This window comes from Rhodopirellula sp. SH410, from assembly GCF_055811895.1.
This window is the reverse complement of the sequence record NZ_CM147949.1, coordinates 1,802,613-1,818,980: the sequence shown is the minus strand read 5'-3', so window position 1 is coordinate 1,818,980 and position 16,368 is coordinate 1,802,613. Positions and strand designations below refer to the sequence as shown.

At 57.4% G+C, this 16,368-nt stretch carries 14 protein-coding genes; 3 read left to right on the top strand and 11 right to left on the bottom strand.

What is annotated here, in order from left to right:
- Positions 1-16: 16 nt before the first annotated feature.
- Positions 17-1,402, top strand: a complete 1,386-nt coding sequence (locus tag SH410x_RS06830; RefSeq protein WP_473677259.1) for a DUF1501 domain-containing protein — start codon at positions 17-19, stop codon at positions 1,400-1,402.
- A 293-nt stretch (positions 1,403-1,695) separates the two neighbouring features.
- On the top strand, positions 1,696-2,547 hold the full coding sequence (locus SH410x_RS06825) for a c-type cytochrome (protein WP_473675751.1): 852 nt from the start codon (positions 1,696-1,698) through the stop codon (positions 2,545-2,547).
- Between the two features lie 30 nt (positions 2,548-2,577).
- Here the strand turns inward: SH410x_RS06825 and SH410x_RS06820 are convergent, their stop codons facing one another.
- From SH410x_RS06820 to SH410x_RS06770, 11 genes are all read right to left on the bottom strand, one after another.
- Positions 2,578-3,513 (bottom strand): heme-binding protein, encoded by a 936-nt coding sequence (locus tag SH410x_RS06820; protein ID WP_473675750.1) that lies wholly within the window; start codon positions 3,511-3,513, stop codon positions 2,578-2,580.
- Positions 3,514-3,612: 99 nt separating this feature from the next.
- Positions 3,613-4,302, bottom strand: a complete 690-nt coding sequence (locus tag SH410x_RS06815; protein ID WP_473675749.1) for an MOSC domain-containing protein — start codon at positions 4,300-4,302, stop codon at positions 3,613-3,615.
- Positions 4,303-4,305: 3 nt separating this feature from the next.
- Positions 4,306-4,842 carry a c-type heme family protein gene (locus SH410x_RS06810; RefSeq protein WP_473675748.1) on the bottom strand — a complete coding sequence of 179 codons (537 nt, stop codon included), beginning with the start codon at positions 4,840-4,842 and terminating at the stop codon, positions 4,306-4,308.
- Positions 4,843-5,411: 569 nt separating this feature from the next.
- Positions 5,412-6,158: a response regulator gene (locus SH410x_RS06805; RefSeq protein WP_473675747.1), complete on the bottom strand. Its 747-nt coding sequence runs from the start codon at positions 6,156-6,158 to the stop codon at positions 5,412-5,414.
- Between the two features lie 73 nt (positions 6,159-6,231).
- Entirely contained in the window at positions 6,232-6,882 is a 651-nt protein-coding gene (gene phoU / locus SH410x_RS06800; protein ID WP_473675746.1) for a phosphate signaling complex protein PhoU, read from the bottom strand.
- Between the two features lie 6 nt (positions 6,883-6,888).
- A complete protein-coding gene (gene pstB / locus SH410x_RS06795) occupies positions 6,889-7,782 on the bottom strand; it encodes a phosphate ABC transporter ATP-binding protein PstB (protein WP_473675745.1) in 894 nt (297 codons plus the stop codon).
- Positions 7,779-9,023 (bottom strand): PstA family ABC transporter permease, encoded by a 1,245-nt coding sequence (locus SH410x_RS06790; protein WP_473675744.1) that lies wholly within the window; start codon positions 9,021-9,023, stop codon positions 7,779-7,781. Before SH410x_RS06790 ends, pstB begins: the two co-directional genes overlap by 4 nt.
- Positions 9,020-9,973: a phosphate ABC transporter permease subunit PstC gene (pstC, locus tag SH410x_RS06785; protein ID WP_473675743.1), complete on the bottom strand. Its 954-nt coding sequence runs from the start codon at positions 9,971-9,973 to the stop codon at positions 9,020-9,022. The genes SH410x_RS06790 and pstC overlap by 4 nt, the downstream gene beginning before the upstream one ends.
- A gap of 3 nt (positions 9,974-9,976) precedes the next feature.
- Positions 9,977-11,089, bottom strand: coding sequence for a PstS family phosphate ABC transporter substrate-binding protein (locus tag SH410x_RS06780; RefSeq protein WP_473675742.1), 1,113 nt, complete (start codon positions 11,087-11,089; stop codon positions 9,977-9,979).
- Positions 11,090-11,413: 324 nt separating this feature from the next.
- Entirely contained in the window at positions 11,414-13,204 is a 1,791-nt protein-coding gene (locus SH410x_RS06775) for a sensor histidine kinase (RefSeq protein WP_473675740.1), read from the bottom strand.
- 200 nt (positions 13,205-13,404) lie between these two features.
- Positions 13,405-14,244 (bottom strand): MBL fold metallo-hydrolase, encoded by an 840-nt coding sequence (locus SH410x_RS06770; RefSeq protein ID WP_473675739.1) that lies wholly within the window; start codon positions 14,242-14,244, stop codon positions 13,405-13,407.
- A 339-nt stretch (positions 14,245-14,583) separates the two neighbouring features.
- On the opposite strand from SH410x_RS06770, the gene SH410x_RS06765 reads away from it, so the two are divergent.
- The gene (locus SH410x_RS06765) at positions 14,584-15,924 is read left to right on the top strand and encodes a tetratricopeptide repeat protein (RefSeq protein ID WP_473675738.1); all 1,341 of its coding nucleotides are present in this window, start codon (positions 14,584-14,586) and stop codon (positions 15,922-15,924) included.
- Positions 15,925-16,368 lie beyond the last annotated feature (444 nt).

The window sequence follows — 16,368 nt, the reverse complement described above, 5'->3', positions numbered from 1 at the left end:
CCTCACGCGGCGTCAGATGCTGAGTCAGTGCGCGGGCGGTTTTGGTGCCTTGGCACTCTCGGCGATGCAGGGGCAGAGCAGCTTCGCTGCCCAAGACAGCGCGGCGTCTCGAGCCGGGCACGGGCCGCATCATCAGGTCCGCGCCAAGAACGTGATTTTCCTTTACATGGACGGCGGACCGTCCCAGATCGACACGTTCGATCCCAAACCGCTGCTCGATAAATTTCACGGCAAAGACCCAGCCAAGCTGTTCAATGTTGAGCCGACTCAGTTCAACAACAACGGCAACGTGCTCGCGAGTCCGTGGAAGTTCAATTCCTACGGCGAATCAGGCATCCCCGTGAGTGATTTGTTTCCCCACATCGCCAAGTCTGTCGACGAACTCGCCGTGATCCGATCGATGGTATCGGAATTCCCAGAACATTCGTTTGCCAACTATTTCTTGCACACCGGTAGCGGATTGCAGGGGCGGCCGAGCATGGGGGCCTGGGTCAACTATGGGTTGGGCAGCGAGTGCGAAAACCTGCCCGGTTTTGTCGTCATCAATGGCGGCCTGATCCCGCCCGGTGGTCTGGATTGTTTCGGCAGCGGATTCCTTCCGGCGAGCTACCAGGGATCGATCTTCAAACCGTCCGGCAATGGCGTGGCCAATATCTCGCCAACCGAACCCAATGCTCAACAACAACGCAGCAAACTCGACCTGATTCGGCAAATCGATGACATCGCCGTTGAGCGGGATGGCGAGCATGACAGTATCGACTCCGCGATCCGCAACTATGAACTGGCCTACGCTATGCAGATGGCCGTACCCGAGGTCATGTCCCTGGCAGACGAACCCGCTCATCTGCAGCGAATGTATGGCATGGAGTCCAAGTACGAACCCACTCGCATCTATGCCGCGCAGTGCTTGATCGCGCGGCGGATGATCGAGCAGGGCGTTCGGTTCATTGAACTGACCTGCCCGCAAGTCGGCGGTGACCGGTGGGATCAGCACAACAACTTGAAACAAGGCCACGAGAATAACGCGCGAGCGGTCGATCAACCCATCGCCGCGCTGCTGCAGGACCTTCGCGCCCGAGGCATGCTCGACGAAACCTTGGTGGTGTGGGCGGGAGAGTTCGGCCGCACGCCCTTTGCACAAGGTGCCAATGGTCGCGACCACAACCCCTTTGGATTCACAGTCTGGATGGCAGGTGGCGGCGTTAAACCAGGCATCGTCTACGGTGCGACCGACGAATGGGGATACAAAGCAATCGAAAACCGCGTCGAGATCCACGACCTGCACGCGACCATGCTGCACTTGATGGGCGTTGACCACACCCGCTCAACATTTCGCTTCGGCGGCCGCGACATGCGTTTAACGGACGTGAAAGGGAACGTGATCAAGGATATCGTCTCGTAACCAACGCGTGAAGAAAAACGGACGTAGCTACGCTCGCCAGAGCGTGGGGCCCACCGTCTGGCGACGGTGGCTGCGGGAGAATTCGTCTCTTGTTGTTCACGCGATGCTAACAATCGCCGATGACTGTGACGTGCCAATCTGCCGTGCGGAATCAGACGTTCTCAAATTGTTGTCGGACGAACGACCCTAACGGCTATTTCAATGGAGTTCATCCGTTGAGGCCGTTGTCAGAAATTAGAAACAGCTCGAGTGACGCGACCTGATCGGAACCGCCCGCGACCGGATTGCATCCTTTGAAACACACCACACGATTGACTGTTTTCGCCGTCACGGCCATCCTCTTCGGCTCACTCGTAGCAAGCGGGAGGCATTTCAACTTCGTAGCCGCTGAGGACGCCTCGGCAGCCGCCACCACGGAGCACCCGCTGCCACCGGGTGAACTCGGCCGTGTCGTTCAGCTGGGCCGAGAGATCGTTGAGAACACGAAAGACCATCCGCTATCGAAACCCTATGTCGGCAATTCACTCAATTGCACCTCGTGCCATCTGGATTCCGGCACGCATCCCGACGCCGCCAGCTTCCTGGGGATCGCGACGGTGTACCCAGCATGGTCGCCGCGTGAGCAACGTGTGATCACCCTGCAGGACCGGGTGCTGAATTGTTTCATGCGCAGCCAAAATGGGACACGACCGCCCCTGGGCAGCGAGGTCTCCGTCGCGATCACCACCTACATCACCTGGCTGTCGACGGGAAAAGCGATCAAGCAAAATCCAGACAAACCGCTCGGCCCCCATCATGTGCCTCCGTTGACTTCCGATGACGGCGACGCGTTGCAGGGCGACGTGCAGCGGGGGGAAGTGCTCTATGCCGACCACTGCGCATCCTGCCACAGCGACGATGGCCGTGGCGGCGAGGATGGGCCACCGGTATGGGGCGATCAATCCTATAACGATGGCGCGGGGCTGAGCCGCGAAGAAAAACTCGCGTCATGGTTGAAAGTTGCGATGCCGCTCGACGATCCCTACCTGAGCGTGCAGGAAGCCTTCGACATCGCAGCATTCGTTAACGATCACGAACGCCCGAAATTTAAACTCCGCGATCACCTACCGGCCCCAGAGAAGCTCGGTGAATACAACGCGAAGTAAGGTCAAGTAACCTTCGATCGGCGAGCCGGACTACTTCATTGAGGTCGCGCCTACGCATTCCTTTCCCTCGCCGTCAAAGAGGTGCAGCATGCCGTGATCATCGATCTGATAACGCGCCACCCTCGCCAGTGCGGCCATGAATTTCGTTTCTTGATCCATCAGGGCGGGTGGGCCCGCACGGCGGGTGGCCCCCAACGGTCCAAATTTGATTTTGTCTCCCTCGATCGTCGCCTTTCCGAAGTAGCGATTCACAGCGGTGTCCCCCGAAATCGAGCCATCAGCAGCAATCGTCAATGTTGACTGTGCTTGGTCGATGACGCCTTGACCATCAATGTCTTCGATCAGCCAACTACCGAACAAGACTTCACGCTCTGCATGATCGGTCGCTTTGACATTTGGGCCGGCGTTGGAAAACGATTTCGTGACTGCCGCAACGCCCGCCGCTGCGACCTCGGCATCCTGTTCGCCCGTCGCACCACCGACGCCGATCGCCCCGATCACTTGGTCGTCCAGGATGATTGGCAAGCCGCCTCGAAGTGTTGTGAATTTGCCACCACTCGCAGCGGCGGCATTTTCCAGAGCCAGACTTAACTGGGCACCACCGACATTGTCGCCTCCGATGGGGCCGGTGGGTTGCCAATGCGTCGCCGCGGTGGTCGCTTTCGTGATGGACGTGTAGATACTGCTGGGACGGGCACCATCCATGCGAACAAATGCCAGTAAATGTCCGCCATCATCGACCACGGCAATATTCGATCGCACACCCATCTTCACGGCCTGCAGACGGGCCGCCGCAATCGCCTGCTCAGCGCCCGCCAAGGTCAATTTTGCAGCGTCTCGGCGCACTGCGGGTTGCTCTTTATCCGGGGTGGTTGTCTGCGCGAACGCGGGCGTCGTGCTGGCCAACAGTAACCCAACGACCAGAAACGCCCAGCGCGTTGAAATGGAGCTGCGGAATCGTAACATTGAAAGTGCCTTTGACATGAACAGGGAACGGTTCGCAAAAAAGGATCGAGCAAATCACTCGATCGTCTCAGGGCGTTCTAGAGCACGCGTTGCGTCACATCAAGCGCCGTCTAAACGGTCACGCTCGCTAACAGCCGACTTCCGTTGCACACGACGATTTAGCGTGTCTTTCCAGCTGGGCGATAGCGTCGGGAGCAACGCCAGCTCAGCGGCCGCGGCAAGATTGCTTCGATCATGGTGCATGACTTGGTTCGCCGCCGAAATTGTCCACTCCGGATGCGGGCGTTCGGCGAGCGTCATCGACATGCCCTGTTGAACGCCCCCCTCGACCATGACGCGGAAATACCAGCCTGTTCGACCGGTCTGCTGCACCTGGAGGGCAAGATCCTTAATCCCCCACCGCCGAGCTAACTTCCAACACGGCTGACGTGGCTGCGATACATCCACGGTCGCGCCCCCAATCGTCCACACATCGCCGATACAGACATCATTCTCTGTCACCCCATCAAGCGTGAAATTTTCACCAAAATCGCCACTGATGAGTTCTCGCAAACCCAATGTCTCTCGCCAGAATGGATAGTGCCCCGCGGGATAGACGCACACCGCCTTGTCAGGCCCACCGTGATGCACGAGATCAGCCTGCCCGTCGCCGCGCAGATTCGTCGCTCCCAACCAGAGCGGCTCGGAGACCGATCGTTTCAGAAAGCCCGATGTCCAGGGCTTCTCACCCGGCATTTCTTGCGGCATGCCGACTTGGATCGAATTTACAAATGCTTGCGTGAGTTGCATCGCTTACGGACTCAAATTCAAGGGCATCGAGATCAGTAACCCCGCCGTGCGGTCCTCTGTGCTGAGACGCTGCTTGACGTGACACTTCAAACACTGAGATGCCAAACCAATCGGACCGGCAAACCGGTAACGATCCTGCTGCACCTCCTCGTATTGCGGCGCGTCGGCTCGGAGTGCCTTCACGGCCGCACGCTCAAAATCATCTTCCGGCAGGTGATCCACATTGAGAACGTCCGTTTCGACAATGAGCCACTTCAATTTGACCTGGTGCGTCGCTTCTAACTCGGCAAACACGTCCTCGAGCGAACCCGACGGGATCGCACTCGGGTTGTCTTCGTCGAAAAAATCACGATGCACGACCTGTAACGCGCCATGGATTGTTTCGTGCAGCAAACTCGCTCGAGCGTGCGCCTCGCCCACAGTCGTTGGGGGCGATATCGATCCATCGGCCGCCCGATCAGTAACGCCCTCAGCAGGTAGGCTCATCAGACTCATTGCCGACCCCAGCAAAACCAAGCCGATTCCGATTGCATGTTTCATCTCAGATTCCCAGAGCGGTATACGAATACGACGATCGCGAAACACCTGTCGATCCATCTTCCGTTTCTCGCAGCGGCACATCAGGTACCCCAGCTGCACGTTGAAGGGAAATAAATCACCGGCAGGTGTATATTACCTGAAGACCGGCGATCCATGAAGAGGTAGGGTGCCTTTGCGCACAGGACGAAAACGCGGCTTCGGCCGCGAACGGCGGCAGTGGCGAAGCCCGCCAATGCGTCGTGTTTCGCGTTTCAGGGGCATGCCCGGAAATCCACATAGGCCCCAAGAGCCAAAACGCCAAAACGCCAAAACGCCAAACGCCAAACGCCAAACGGGACGCGGGTGGTTATCGGCGTGTTGATTTCATGAGCCAAGTCGCATGAGCGGCCGGGTGGCTCACACCTAACGATTCCTGACAGCATTCGGCTACCCTTGCCGGTCGAACTCCGAGTAAATCAACAACCCGTTTGGATGGTTCAGCGCGGCTCTCCCACCATGCCTGCGAGCGAGCCGACAATCCAACAGCCCCGATGACCGGCCGAACAACCTCCTCCGGTGGCGACGGCCCATTAAGAATTTCTTGATTCAGCAGCACTGGCGGCGCGATCCTCGTCATCCCAAGATGACGACTTGGCGGAGTCCCGAAAGTTGTATCCCACGCCGCGCACCGTCTCGATCAGATGGGCACTGTCGCCCATTTTCTTACGTAGGGAACGCACATGGACGTCGATGGTACGCTCAAGGACAAGCGTATCGTCACCGAGAGCTGCGTCGATCAGCTCAAAACGACTGAACACGCGGCCGGGTTGGCGGATTAGCGACTCCAATAGACGAAACTCGCTGCGCGTCAGCCGCACCGGCGAGCCGTTGATCGTCACGCTGTGCCGGACGGGATCGATGCGGATCCCCTGACTCTCGACCAGAGACTCACCCGGTGGCTGGGTCTCGCGTCGACACAAGGATTTGACGCGTTCCATGAGTACCTTGACACTGAAGGGCTTGGTAACGTAGTCGTCGGCGCCCAGCGAAAACCCGATCAACTGATCCGTTTCTTCCGCCTTGGCTGTTAGCATCAACACTCGCACGTTTGCCGTCGTGGAGTCCGCCCGCAGCCGCCGGCACACCTCCAACCCATCGAGCACGGGCAGCATCAGGTCCAAAATGACCACGCCAGGAAGTTTGAGCTTGGCCTGCCGAAGTCCCTCTTCCCCATCGGTGGCGAGCAGTACCTCGTACCCCTCACGCTGCAGGTTATAAGCGACAATTTCAGCCAGAGCATGGTCGTCTTCAATCAGTAAAACGGTTGGTTTTGACATTGTCTTGCACTGATGCGGTAACAGGAAAATAGGTGGCAATCGACATCGACTTTGGGCAGCACCGTTTCGGCGGCTACCGATGGCGGATGATTTCGCCGTCGACTAGATAGATCGCATCCTCGGCAATATTCGTTGCGAGGTCGCCAATTCTCGCGAGGTGTCGAATTGCCGAGAAGCAATGCAGTGCTGGCACGACGAAAGCACTCTTGGACTGCATCGTATGCTGCAGCAACTCGATCAAATGTTCATTCAATTCATCGACGATATCATCTCTCTGAATCACTTCGCGGGCGGCGGCGGTATCGAGATGCACGAAAGCATCCAACGCCCCCCTTACCATGCTGCGCACATGCGCCACCATCGGCTCGACGCCCTTGGGGATGGGAAACTCGGGATACTCACGCACGCCCCGTGCTCGATCAGCAATATTGACTGCCAAGTCAGCGATCCTCTCCAAGTCATTGTTCACCTTCACCACCGTCGCAATCCGGCGAAGGTCCATCGCAACAGGATGATGCAAGGCTAACATTTTCAGGCACTCTTCTTCGATCGCGACCTCGAACCGATCGACGGTGTCGTCCTCAGCAGCTACGCGATCACAAAGTTCCAATCTGCCCTCGCGCAGCACCATCGCGGCCATGCCAATCATGTCCTCCACGATGGTACACAGCGATAAAATGTCGCGGTGCAATCGATCCATATCTCGATCAAGATGCTTGGTCATTCTATCTTACCCAAATTTGCCGGTGACGTAATCTTCCGTCTGCTTCACGGCCGGACAGGTAAAGACTTGATCGGTCGTACCAAACTCAACCACTCTCCCCTGATAGAAGAACGCGGTCATGTCGGAGACACGAGATGCCTGCTGCATATTGTGCGTCACAATGACAATCGTGAATTGCTGACGCAACTCAAAAATCAGATCCTCGATCGCGCTAGTAGAAATCGGATCGAGCGCCGAACAGGGTTCGTCCATCAGCAACACTTCCGGGCCGGTCGCAATGGTCCGAGCGATACAGACGCGTTGCTGCTGCCCACCGCTCAAACCGAGGGCGGGTTTGCGAAGGCGATCTTTCACTTCACTCCAGACCGCTGCCTTACGCAATGACCATTCGACCAATTCATCGAGTTCCGATCGTGATAGTTTCAGGTGTAAGCGAGCGCCGTAGGCGACGTTATCATAAATCGATTTCGGGAATGGATTCGGCTTTTGAAATACAATCCCGACCTGGCGGCGCAGGTCGACCACGTCCGTGCTCGAGGCCAAAACATCCAGATCATGCAGATGCAGTTGGCCGGTTGCACGAGCGGTGGGCACAATATCATTCATGCGATTAATCCATCGCAAGAGCGTTGTTTTGCCGCACCCGCTCGGGCCGATAAAGCTGGTCACTTGCTTCGAAGGGATCTGCAAGTTGATGTGATTGATCGCTTGGAAATCACCATAGTGTGCATTGAAGTTTTTAAATGAGATCGCGATATCGGTAGACGCTTTCGACGCGATGTCATCAGGGCCCGACTGAAGCCCCCCCAGCGGTGTCCGTAGAGCGGACAACCCGAGCGAGTTGATGCGTTCAGGTTCCACTGTGACCGCCGGATTCTGTTTGATTTTGATTGTTGTCATGACAGTGATTTCTGTGCGGTGTGACGAATGAACACAGCGATTGCATTGAACGAAAGGAGAATCACAAGGAGCACAATGATTCCCTGCGCCGCAACAGCGTGAAATTCGTGCTGAGGCTGGGAGGCCCAATTAAAAATCTGCAGTGGCATTACCGAGAAATCATCCATCAGGTTTGCTGGGCTGGACCCCACGTAAATAATACCGCAGATGATCAAGATGGGCGCCGCTTCGCCGATCGCCCGGCTCATCGCTAGGATGGACCCGGTCATGATCCCCGGGATGGCGCAGGGCAGTGTGACGTTTTGAACGGTTTGCCACCGCGTGGCTCCAATCCCAAAGGAAGCTTCTCGCAAAGATTCCGGCACGCCCCGCAACGCTTCTTGCGAGGCGATGATCACAACCGGCAAAATGACCAGCATCAATGTCAGGCCGCCCGTCAGAACGCCGCGACCGAACGGGAATCGAAAATAGTACCAGGCCTTGTCGCTGATGATGCCCGACTCGGCATCACTGCGTAGAGTGACCGCACGCAGTTCCGGGGATTTCGGCAACCGATCGCGCGCTCCAATCACGTTGACCTGCACCGTCTGCCCAGCACTGGTCAACGCAGTCATCGGATCCCGCACAACCGTCGCTGCGGCCTGCTGGCTGACCACCGGGACGCGCAGAATGCGATCACCCTCACTGAGGAATTGGTGGTAATAGGTCGCACCCACTTCCACCGCCGGAGCCTGGGAACTCCCCAAGAGGCCAAACATTCCCGCAAACACAGTCAATCCAATCATCCCGTAAACCACCGATGGCACGCTGGCCAGATTACTGATGTTTAGCTGCACAAAGCTCTGAAACATTTTTGCGAGCTTGCCCCGGGCGGGAAACTCTTCCAGAAAAATGGCTGTGGCAACGCCGATTGGCAGTGCAAATAGAGCGCACACGCTACAGACCCAGATCGAACCGAACATGGCAGGTTGAATCCCTGCATCAGACGCTACCGAACTCGGTGCTGAACGGATGAAGTTCCAATTCATTCCTGGCAGCCCCGCATACAGAATCGAGCCCAATAGAACGGCCAGGATCACGACCGAAGCCAGGGCCGTCAGCATGCAGAAGAGCACGAACCAGCGGTCGATGCGGTGGCGAAGTTTCAGCGATCGGTGCTGCGACTCGTCCACGCGAGGTGGCTGCGGCACGAGTTCGTTACCACCGAGCGCGGGCAGCGGATCTTCCATGTCGATGTTCATTGATACTGCTCACGGAATCGATTGCGAACCAGGGTGCCCATCACGGTTAACGAAAACGTGATGAGGAACAAGACTGCCGCGACGGCATACATCGAGGAGTATCCCATGCCCTGGTGGCTCGCGTCGCCCAGGCACATCTGCACGATCCATCCCGTCATGGTCTGCACCTCTTGCCGCGGGTCGATTGTCATGCGTGCCGTCGCTCCCGCGGCCAACGCGACAATCATCGTTTCACCGATCGCACGCGAGATCGACAACAGGCAAGCCGAAACGATTCCCGAGAGTGCCGCCGGAACCACGACCGTGGTGGCGACATCAAACCGGGTCGCACCCAACCCATAGGCTGCATCCCGAAGGCTGCGGGGGACGGCCCGGAGGGCATCCTCTGCCAGCGAACACACCGTTGGCAAGCATAGAATCCCCACCGCAATCCCCGCACTGAAGGCATTGTATATATTGAACCCTTCATGCAAAAACTTTAGCCCCGGCGTAATCACCATCAGTGCAAAGTAGCCATACACCACTGTTGGAACGCCCGCGAGCACTTCCAAGGTCGGTTTCAGGAGGGACCGTAGCCGGCGAGAGGCATACTCACTCAGATAGATCGCAGTGACCATCCCAAGCGGCAGTGCGACAACCATGGCGACCCCCGTCACCAGCAGCGTGCCACAGATCAGTGGCCACACCCCGATTTCGCCACCGATCAAAGGGGACCACTTCGTGCCACCGATGAAATCAGCAAACCGAACGTTGTCGAGGCCAAAAAATCGAATCGATTCCCTCAAGAGCACGATGATAATCGTGAACGTGATGAATACCGACAAGGCCGAGCAGGCCAACAGTACCCCGCGAACGCAGCGGTCCCGGAGACGCGCGACCGTACGAGACCGACGCCGCGACGGCTGATGGACAAGCTGCGAGATATCTCGCGAGGATAGGTCAACAGACACAGGCTACTCCGCGCCGACGAGATTGTCGGCTTGGTATCGCTCTGCCAAAGTGCCGGACTGCTTCTCCATGGCCGCATTGAGAAAGTGCGTGCCGGCAAGACGGTTTTCAAAATGATCGGTCGCCCGCTCGTAGATCTCTGCGGGCAAAGCAACATAATTCACCTGCTCGGCGAGAGAACCCGCGTTTCGCAAGTAGAACGTTACGAACTGCTTCACTTCGGGACGCTTCAACGATTTCTCATTGACGTATAGGAACAAGGGGCGTCCGAATGGTGCGTAGGTACCGTCCTCGATCGTTGTCGCTGTCGGGCCGACAGCGAGCCCCGTTTCTGGGTTGACGATTTTCACCGCTTTGATTTTGTCTTCGTTGGCAAAGTAATAGGACGCCCCAAAAAAGCCGATCGCGCCTTTCTCTCCGGCAACGCCATTGACCAAGTTGTTGTCGTCTTCGCTGACGGACATGTCATCGCGTGGGTGCTCACTGTCTTGGTTCTTCGCCACCACATCGCCAAAGAAATAATCAAAGGTTCCCGAGTCTGTTCCCGGAGCATAGATTTTGATCTGCATGTCAGGCCAATCCGGATTGACGTCGGCCCACGTTTTCGCCCCACCCTCTTTTAGAAAGATCATCTTCAACTGATCAACCGTCAGAGAATCGACGAAGTCATTTGCTTTATTGACGACGATTGAGAGCCCATCGTACGCGATCGGTAGTTCCACAAAACCGACGCCGTGCTTCTGACACTCCGCCAACTCATCAGCCTTGATGGGACGCGACGCATCCGAAATATCAGTTTCACCGTGCGCAAAGCGACCGAACCCACCTCCGGTACCGGAAATTGCGACGGTGACGCGAACATTCCGGTAGTCCTTTTCGAACGATTCTGCCGCAGCGGTACTGATCGGTGCGACGGTGCTCGAACCATCAATACTAATCGCGCCCTCAATCTCCCTGACTTCGCTGCCGAGATCATCGATATCGATGGTTTCCACCGCGCCATTCGCCCCTCCGCGGTCGCGACAACCTCCCGAAAGGAACACACCGGCCAAGCCAAGCGTCCCCACGAGAATGCATGGCAAATGAATCCAGAGTGATGCAGAGTTCCTCAGCGCCATCGAAATATCTCCTGTCAGGGTTGCTGTACCATGCGTGTTGTGCTGAGATCCTAGAGCAGGAAGATGAAGATTGCGTTAAGACGGCGTGTGTGCTGAATGAAACCTAAGCACCCGCGCGCAAGCAAACCAGCAAAACATCCTTGAAATGCGTGCCCACCAGGCCGCGAGATTGACGGTAAACGCGTGGCGAGTTGCCCCTGCAGCGAAGTGCAAAAACTTCCCGGCGGGTCCTTTGTGTGGCGGGCGGACACTCCCAGTCTGTCAGGGGTGACCGAGCGATGGGCGAATACCAAACCAACCGCTAGCCGAGATGGGGCACGGGGCTCATGGATCCACAGCGGCCGGCAGAGACACTCGAAACGTCGTCCCTTCGCCCCAAATGCTTTGCAGATCGACCGATCCGTTGAAGGCGAGGCATAGATGTTTGACAATCGACAGCCCCAGGCCAGTGCCCCCCAGGTCGCGCGAACGAGCTTCGTCAACTCGATAGAAACGTTCAAAAATTCGCGTTTGGTGCTCGGGCGAGATACCAATTCCCGTGTCTTGCACCTCGAGGACACACTGCCCTGCGTCGAGTTGCCAGCGAATCGTGACCGTTCCTCCTTCCGGTGTGTACTTAATCGCGTTACTCAACAGGTTGTCGAGCACCGTCCGCAATCCGTCCTCGTCCGCAATCACCACAGCCCGCTGGCTGGGCGGCTCGACCACCAGCCGAATGCGTTTTTGCTGGGCTGACTGAGCGTACTGCGAAACACTCGAATCGATGACATTTCGCAACCCGACCTGAGTGATATCAAACGCCTCTTCGCCGGCTTCCACACGCGCAATATGCAACATATCCACAATCAACTGGTGCAAGCGTTCGGCTTGCTCCTCGATCCGGCTCACAAAATGAAGGTTGTTCTCCCGGTCATTGATCGCTCCGGCGCGGAGCGTCTCGGCGTAGGCTTTGATCGAGGCCAGAGGGGTCTTCAGCTCATGGGAGACGTTGGCGACGAATTCATGTCGCAAACTCTCGAGCCGACGCAATTCAGAAATGTCGTGGAGAACAACGAGCACCCCCGAGGACGGATGCCCAGGCAGGCTGGTCGCGCGGACGGCGAGGTCCCGCCGCACGGTGCCCTCAGTGACAAATTCCGTTTTCACGGTACCACCCGTCTGCAGGCACTGCACCACGGCATCATGCAGCGGACGGCAGCGAGCCAATTCCAGCAGCGGCCGGCCCACGGCCTCAGACATACCCAGCATCCGGCGACTGGCGTCATTTGCCATCATCAAGTTTTCATTCGCATCGACAGCGATGATGCCTTCGAGCAGATTACCCAACACCGTCGACAGTTGCTGGTTGCGCTCGCGGAGTTGGCCGAAACGTACGGCAATTTCCGTTTGCATCTGATTGAATGCCGTTGACAGCGTTCCCACTTCATCGCTGCTGTGAACACGCTTCAGCTCCTGAGATTTCCCTTCGGTGATCGCCTGGACATTCCGGGTTAGAAGCGCCAGCGGATGGATAATCCGGCCGATCACCATGTAGGTGACGACTGTCGCGATCAAACCAAACAGCAGCGTGAACGTGAGTAGATATCGCCGCGTGTCCGCCATGCGTTGACTGATCGCATCCATCCGAGTCGCCACCCGAACGAACGCATAACGGTCGGCACTAAGGTCCACCCGCAGAGCGAGGTAAAACATCTCCACTCGCAGCGTCGGACTCTGCCGCGTTGCTGTCCCCACCCCGTCCTTGGCGGCCTGAATGAGCTCTGGACGGTTGGCATGATCTAACATGGAAACGGGACTACGTTCAGAGTCGGCCACGACCACGCCCATCGAATTCACGATCGTAATTCGCAATTCCGTTTGATCGGCTAACCGTTGGACAAGCCTTTGCAGGCCAGGCTGACTGAGCGACAAAACATCATTCTCGATACTGTCGGCGAGCGAGTCGTGGACGTGACTGCTTAGGATGACCGCCGTTTCGAATAAACGTTGCTCGGTCTGACGCTTTAACTCGGAGCGCTGCGACGAATTGACGACATACAGCAAAGCGGTGGCCAAAGCCAAACTAAGCCCCACATAGACCGCAAAGAGTTTCCAGAATAGCCGTGAAGACCACATAGATCAGTTACGTATTCAGTAGGAGGCGAGGGGCGACGAACGGGAATCGCCCGGGGTGATGCACACATGGTTCAACGAAAAAACCTCCGCGCTGGTGATTAACTTGGCGGCGTCTTCTCTCCCCGAAAACCGATAGAAAGGTCAAGAACTTGCGTGATCCACTCCCACCCTTGACACGACAACTCACCGGTGACGCACCGCTATAACCATAGCTTCAACCGGTCCTTGAGCATGTCTGGCAGCGCCTTCTTAACAAATCGCTTGATCTGTGTGTCGGTACAACGGGTCGAGAGATGAGATCCGATCACCAGTTCGTTCTTGAATTCGTGCTGACGTTCGCGGTAGTCATCGACGTGCATGTGCCCATGCTTATGGATTTTGTCGCGGCGGTGTTCCGGAGCGGCAAATGTCAGTTCGCTGATGAGGATCTTGGCATCATAGAACTCGGGATTGTTGTCGAGTCCTTGCGGTGCCGTGTCGCCCGTATACGCAAACAAAGGCACGCGGAGTTCGGTCGTGATTTCGGTTCCGGATTGACGCAGGTTCCGGATCTCTTCGCCCGACAAGTCGAGGAATTCCGGTTTGAGCTTGTGCCGACGCTGATAGACAATGAACCCAAGTGCTTCGATCGTGTGCTTGACCGCCACACTCTTGACCATGATTTCACGACCGATTGGCGTTTCGTCACCGTCCAACAGACCGACCAACTCGCAGGGCATAGCACCGCGATCGAGGGACCGGAAATGTTGCAGCATTTTCCACGCGGGATCGACCGCGCAATCGGGCAGATAGATCACCGGCGGATCCATCTTCATCATCCTGCGGCGCGAGACATAGGCGGGCAACGCCGCGATGTGGTCGAGGTGAGCGTGGGAGATGAACATGGTCGGGGTGCCCATGAAATCCCACGGCTGGGCTCCGGCATCAAACAGTAATTTCAATTCGTTCACTCGCCAACACGTCTGCACGGCGGCGCGGGAGTAGCCCTCGATGGTCAAGCCATCATGGACATGCGAGAGGATGGGAACGTTTTCAGTCATGATTCCGAAGGTGCAGGTCGGCTGGTGGACGCCTCCAAGACGGGCAGGGTAGGCCAGTCGAAATAACTTAACCGGTCTCTGGTTTGGGCGGTATGCGGCGTTTGCAAGGTAACCACGCGCCCCCGAGCATGCCTTCGGACCTCCGGCGCGACACCTGCACCGCCTGGTGAGCGTGCCTACGAAGCGGAGCGATGCATAGAACCTGGATACAAGGACTTTGCGAAAAAAAAGGAGAAATCGTCAAAATCGGTTAAGGGATGCTGTCGCCTATGCCGATTCTGACGGTGGTAGAACGATCCAATCGATCGACAATTACTCGTTATCAACGAAGTGTGAAACATGGACGACGCACGCACCACTCAGCACGTTTGGCGGTCTCGCCGCGCCAGCTCCCAAGGTTCCCGCCGTGACATCAGCCGGCAGCTCCTAGCGACGCTTGTGATTGGTGGTGCCGTCAGCCTGTCCTCGACCGGATGCGCGGGACGCTCGATGTCGCTCGCGTCGATGAATCCATTTCAGGGCAAACCGGATGCGTCGGCAATCGCCGAGGAAAAGACGCCCAACCAGCTGGTCTCAACGACCGACAAGGTGGCATCGGAAACCACCACAACGTCCCAAAGCCTAGTCTCGAGAACATCCAGCAAGATCGGCAGCTGGTTTGGACGCGACAGTGAAGAGCCGGGCAATGAAAATCCCCTGACGCTCGACGGAGACCCCGAAGAGCTGCAGCCCGATGTCTTTGTCGCCAACGGCCAACTCTGGGAATCGACAGGGAACCTGACCAAGGCGATGGAGAGTTACGCCCAGGCACTCGAGAGCGATCCGAAAAATGGTGCCGCGCTAACAAGTATTGCCCGCCTCCACTTCCGCGAGGCCCGCTATCCCGAATCGGCTGAATACTTCCAGAAAGCCATCGCTCAGAATCCCGAAGACGCTGCCCTGTACAACGACCTCGGCCTGACCCTGAGCAAATTAGGCCAGCATGACATGGCAGCCCAAACGCTGCAGCGGGCGCTCGAACTCGCCCCGGGAACGTCTCGGTACGCCAACAATCTCGCGAGCGTGCACTTTGAATCTGGCAAAACCGAGGAGGCGCTCAAGGTATTGCAAGCGAACAACAAAGCAGCTGTCGCCCACTTCAACATGGCTTTTCTGTACTACAAGAAAGGCCAAACGGACCAAGCGAAGGTGCAGTTGAACGAGTCACTGGTATACGAAAACGAAGCCGCCTCGGATCCCGCGACCAAGCGGGCGATTGATCGATCTCGCGAGATGCTCGCTCAACTGGACATGGGTGAGATGCCCGCGTCCGCCTCACCGAACATGCCCCGAGAGATCGGACCGGCCGCCGGGCCTTCCGCCATCATCGCTGCCGCCCCTGCCCATCGATCCAGCCAGGCACCTCAGGTGCTCGGGCAAATATCGCCCCAGACCAAACCCAGCATCCCGATGACGCCCGTCAGCTACCAAGATCCGCGTAGCTACATGTCGCCGCAACTGCCTACCGACGCCAGCCTGCCGCCCACAACCACGCCGGCAGCCACGCCAGCGGCGAGCCCGCCTTCGCCTGTGACGCCCACCACCAGTGCGGCGCCGGCAAAAGCTCCGGAAGCCGCAGCGGCAACACCTCCCAGCACCGGCTTCGGACTGCCGGGTGGATTCCAGTTCCCTGGAACCTAATCCCGCCACGCACCACGGGTGCTGGACCAACTCATAGAAAACGAACCCAGGCCCGATCGGATTTCCGACCGGGCCTCGATTCGTTGGCAACGTATCAGCGTCGCCCCGCGAGAGACCACTGCGACCCATTCTCTGCAGCCCGGACGGGACTGGGCTGCTCGAAACCAATGGCTGGCTCGCGCTGCACCGTTCTGCGAATTTCGCTCGACCAACGCCATGCCATCGCAAGCTTGGTTGTCGAATTGCGACCTATCCGCAGGTCAGGCGTAGAAAAAGCCCAACGGGATCGGTTGAGCTGCTCGCCGGCCCGGCAACCAGGGTGCGGTTTGAACCACGAAAGACACGAATCACACGAAAAGTCAGCATGGGTCATATTCGTGTGATTCGTGTTTTTCGTGGTCGAATCAATGCCTATGACGACAAAGAAGAGTAAATAGGGACAGA

Coding starts and splice junctions, on each gene's coding strand:
- SH410x_RS06830 (WP_473677259.1), top strand. CDS start 17: ATGCTGAGTCAGTGCGCGGGCGGTTTTGGTGCCTTGGCACTCTCGGCG.
- SH410x_RS06820 (WP_473675750.1), bottom strand. CDS start 3,513: ATGTTACGATTCCGCAGCTCCATTTCAACGCGCTGGGCGTTTCTGGTC.
- SH410x_RS06815 (WP_473675749.1), bottom strand. CDS start 4,302: ATGCAACTCACGCAAGCATTTGTAAATTCGATCCAAGTCGGCATGCCG.
- SH410x_RS06810 (WP_473675748.1), bottom strand. CDS start 4,842: ATGAAACATGCAATCGGAATCGGCTTGGTTTTGCTGGGGTCGGCAATG.
- SH410x_RS06805 (WP_473675747.1), bottom strand. CDS start 6,158: ATGTCAAAACCAACCGTTTTACTGATTGAAGACGACCATGCTCTGGCT.
- phoU (WP_473675746.1), bottom strand. CDS start 6,882: ATGACCAAGCATCTTGATCGAGATATGGATCGATTGCACCGCGACATT.
- pstB (WP_473675745.1), bottom strand. CDS start 7,782: ATGACAACAATCAAAATCAAACAGAATCCGGCGGTCACAGTGGAACCT.
- SH410x_RS06790 (WP_473675744.1), bottom strand. CDS start 9,023: ATGAACATCGACATGGAAGATCCGCTGCCCGCGCTCGGTGGTAACGAA.
- SH410x_RS06780 (WP_473675742.1), bottom strand. CDS start 11,089: ATGGCGCTGAGGAACTCTGCATCACTCTGGATTCATTTGCCATGCATT.
- SH410x_RS06775 (WP_473675740.1), bottom strand. CDS start 13,204: ATGTGGTCTTCACGGCTATTCTGGAAACTCTTTGCGGTCTATGTGGGG.
- SH410x_RS06770 (WP_473675739.1), bottom strand. CDS start 14,244: ATGACTGAAAACGTTCCCATCCTCTCGCATGTCCATGATGGCTTGACC.
- SH410x_RS06765 (WP_473675738.1), top strand. CDS start 14,584: ATGGACGACGCACGCACCACTCAGCACGTTTGGCGGTCTCGCCGCGCC.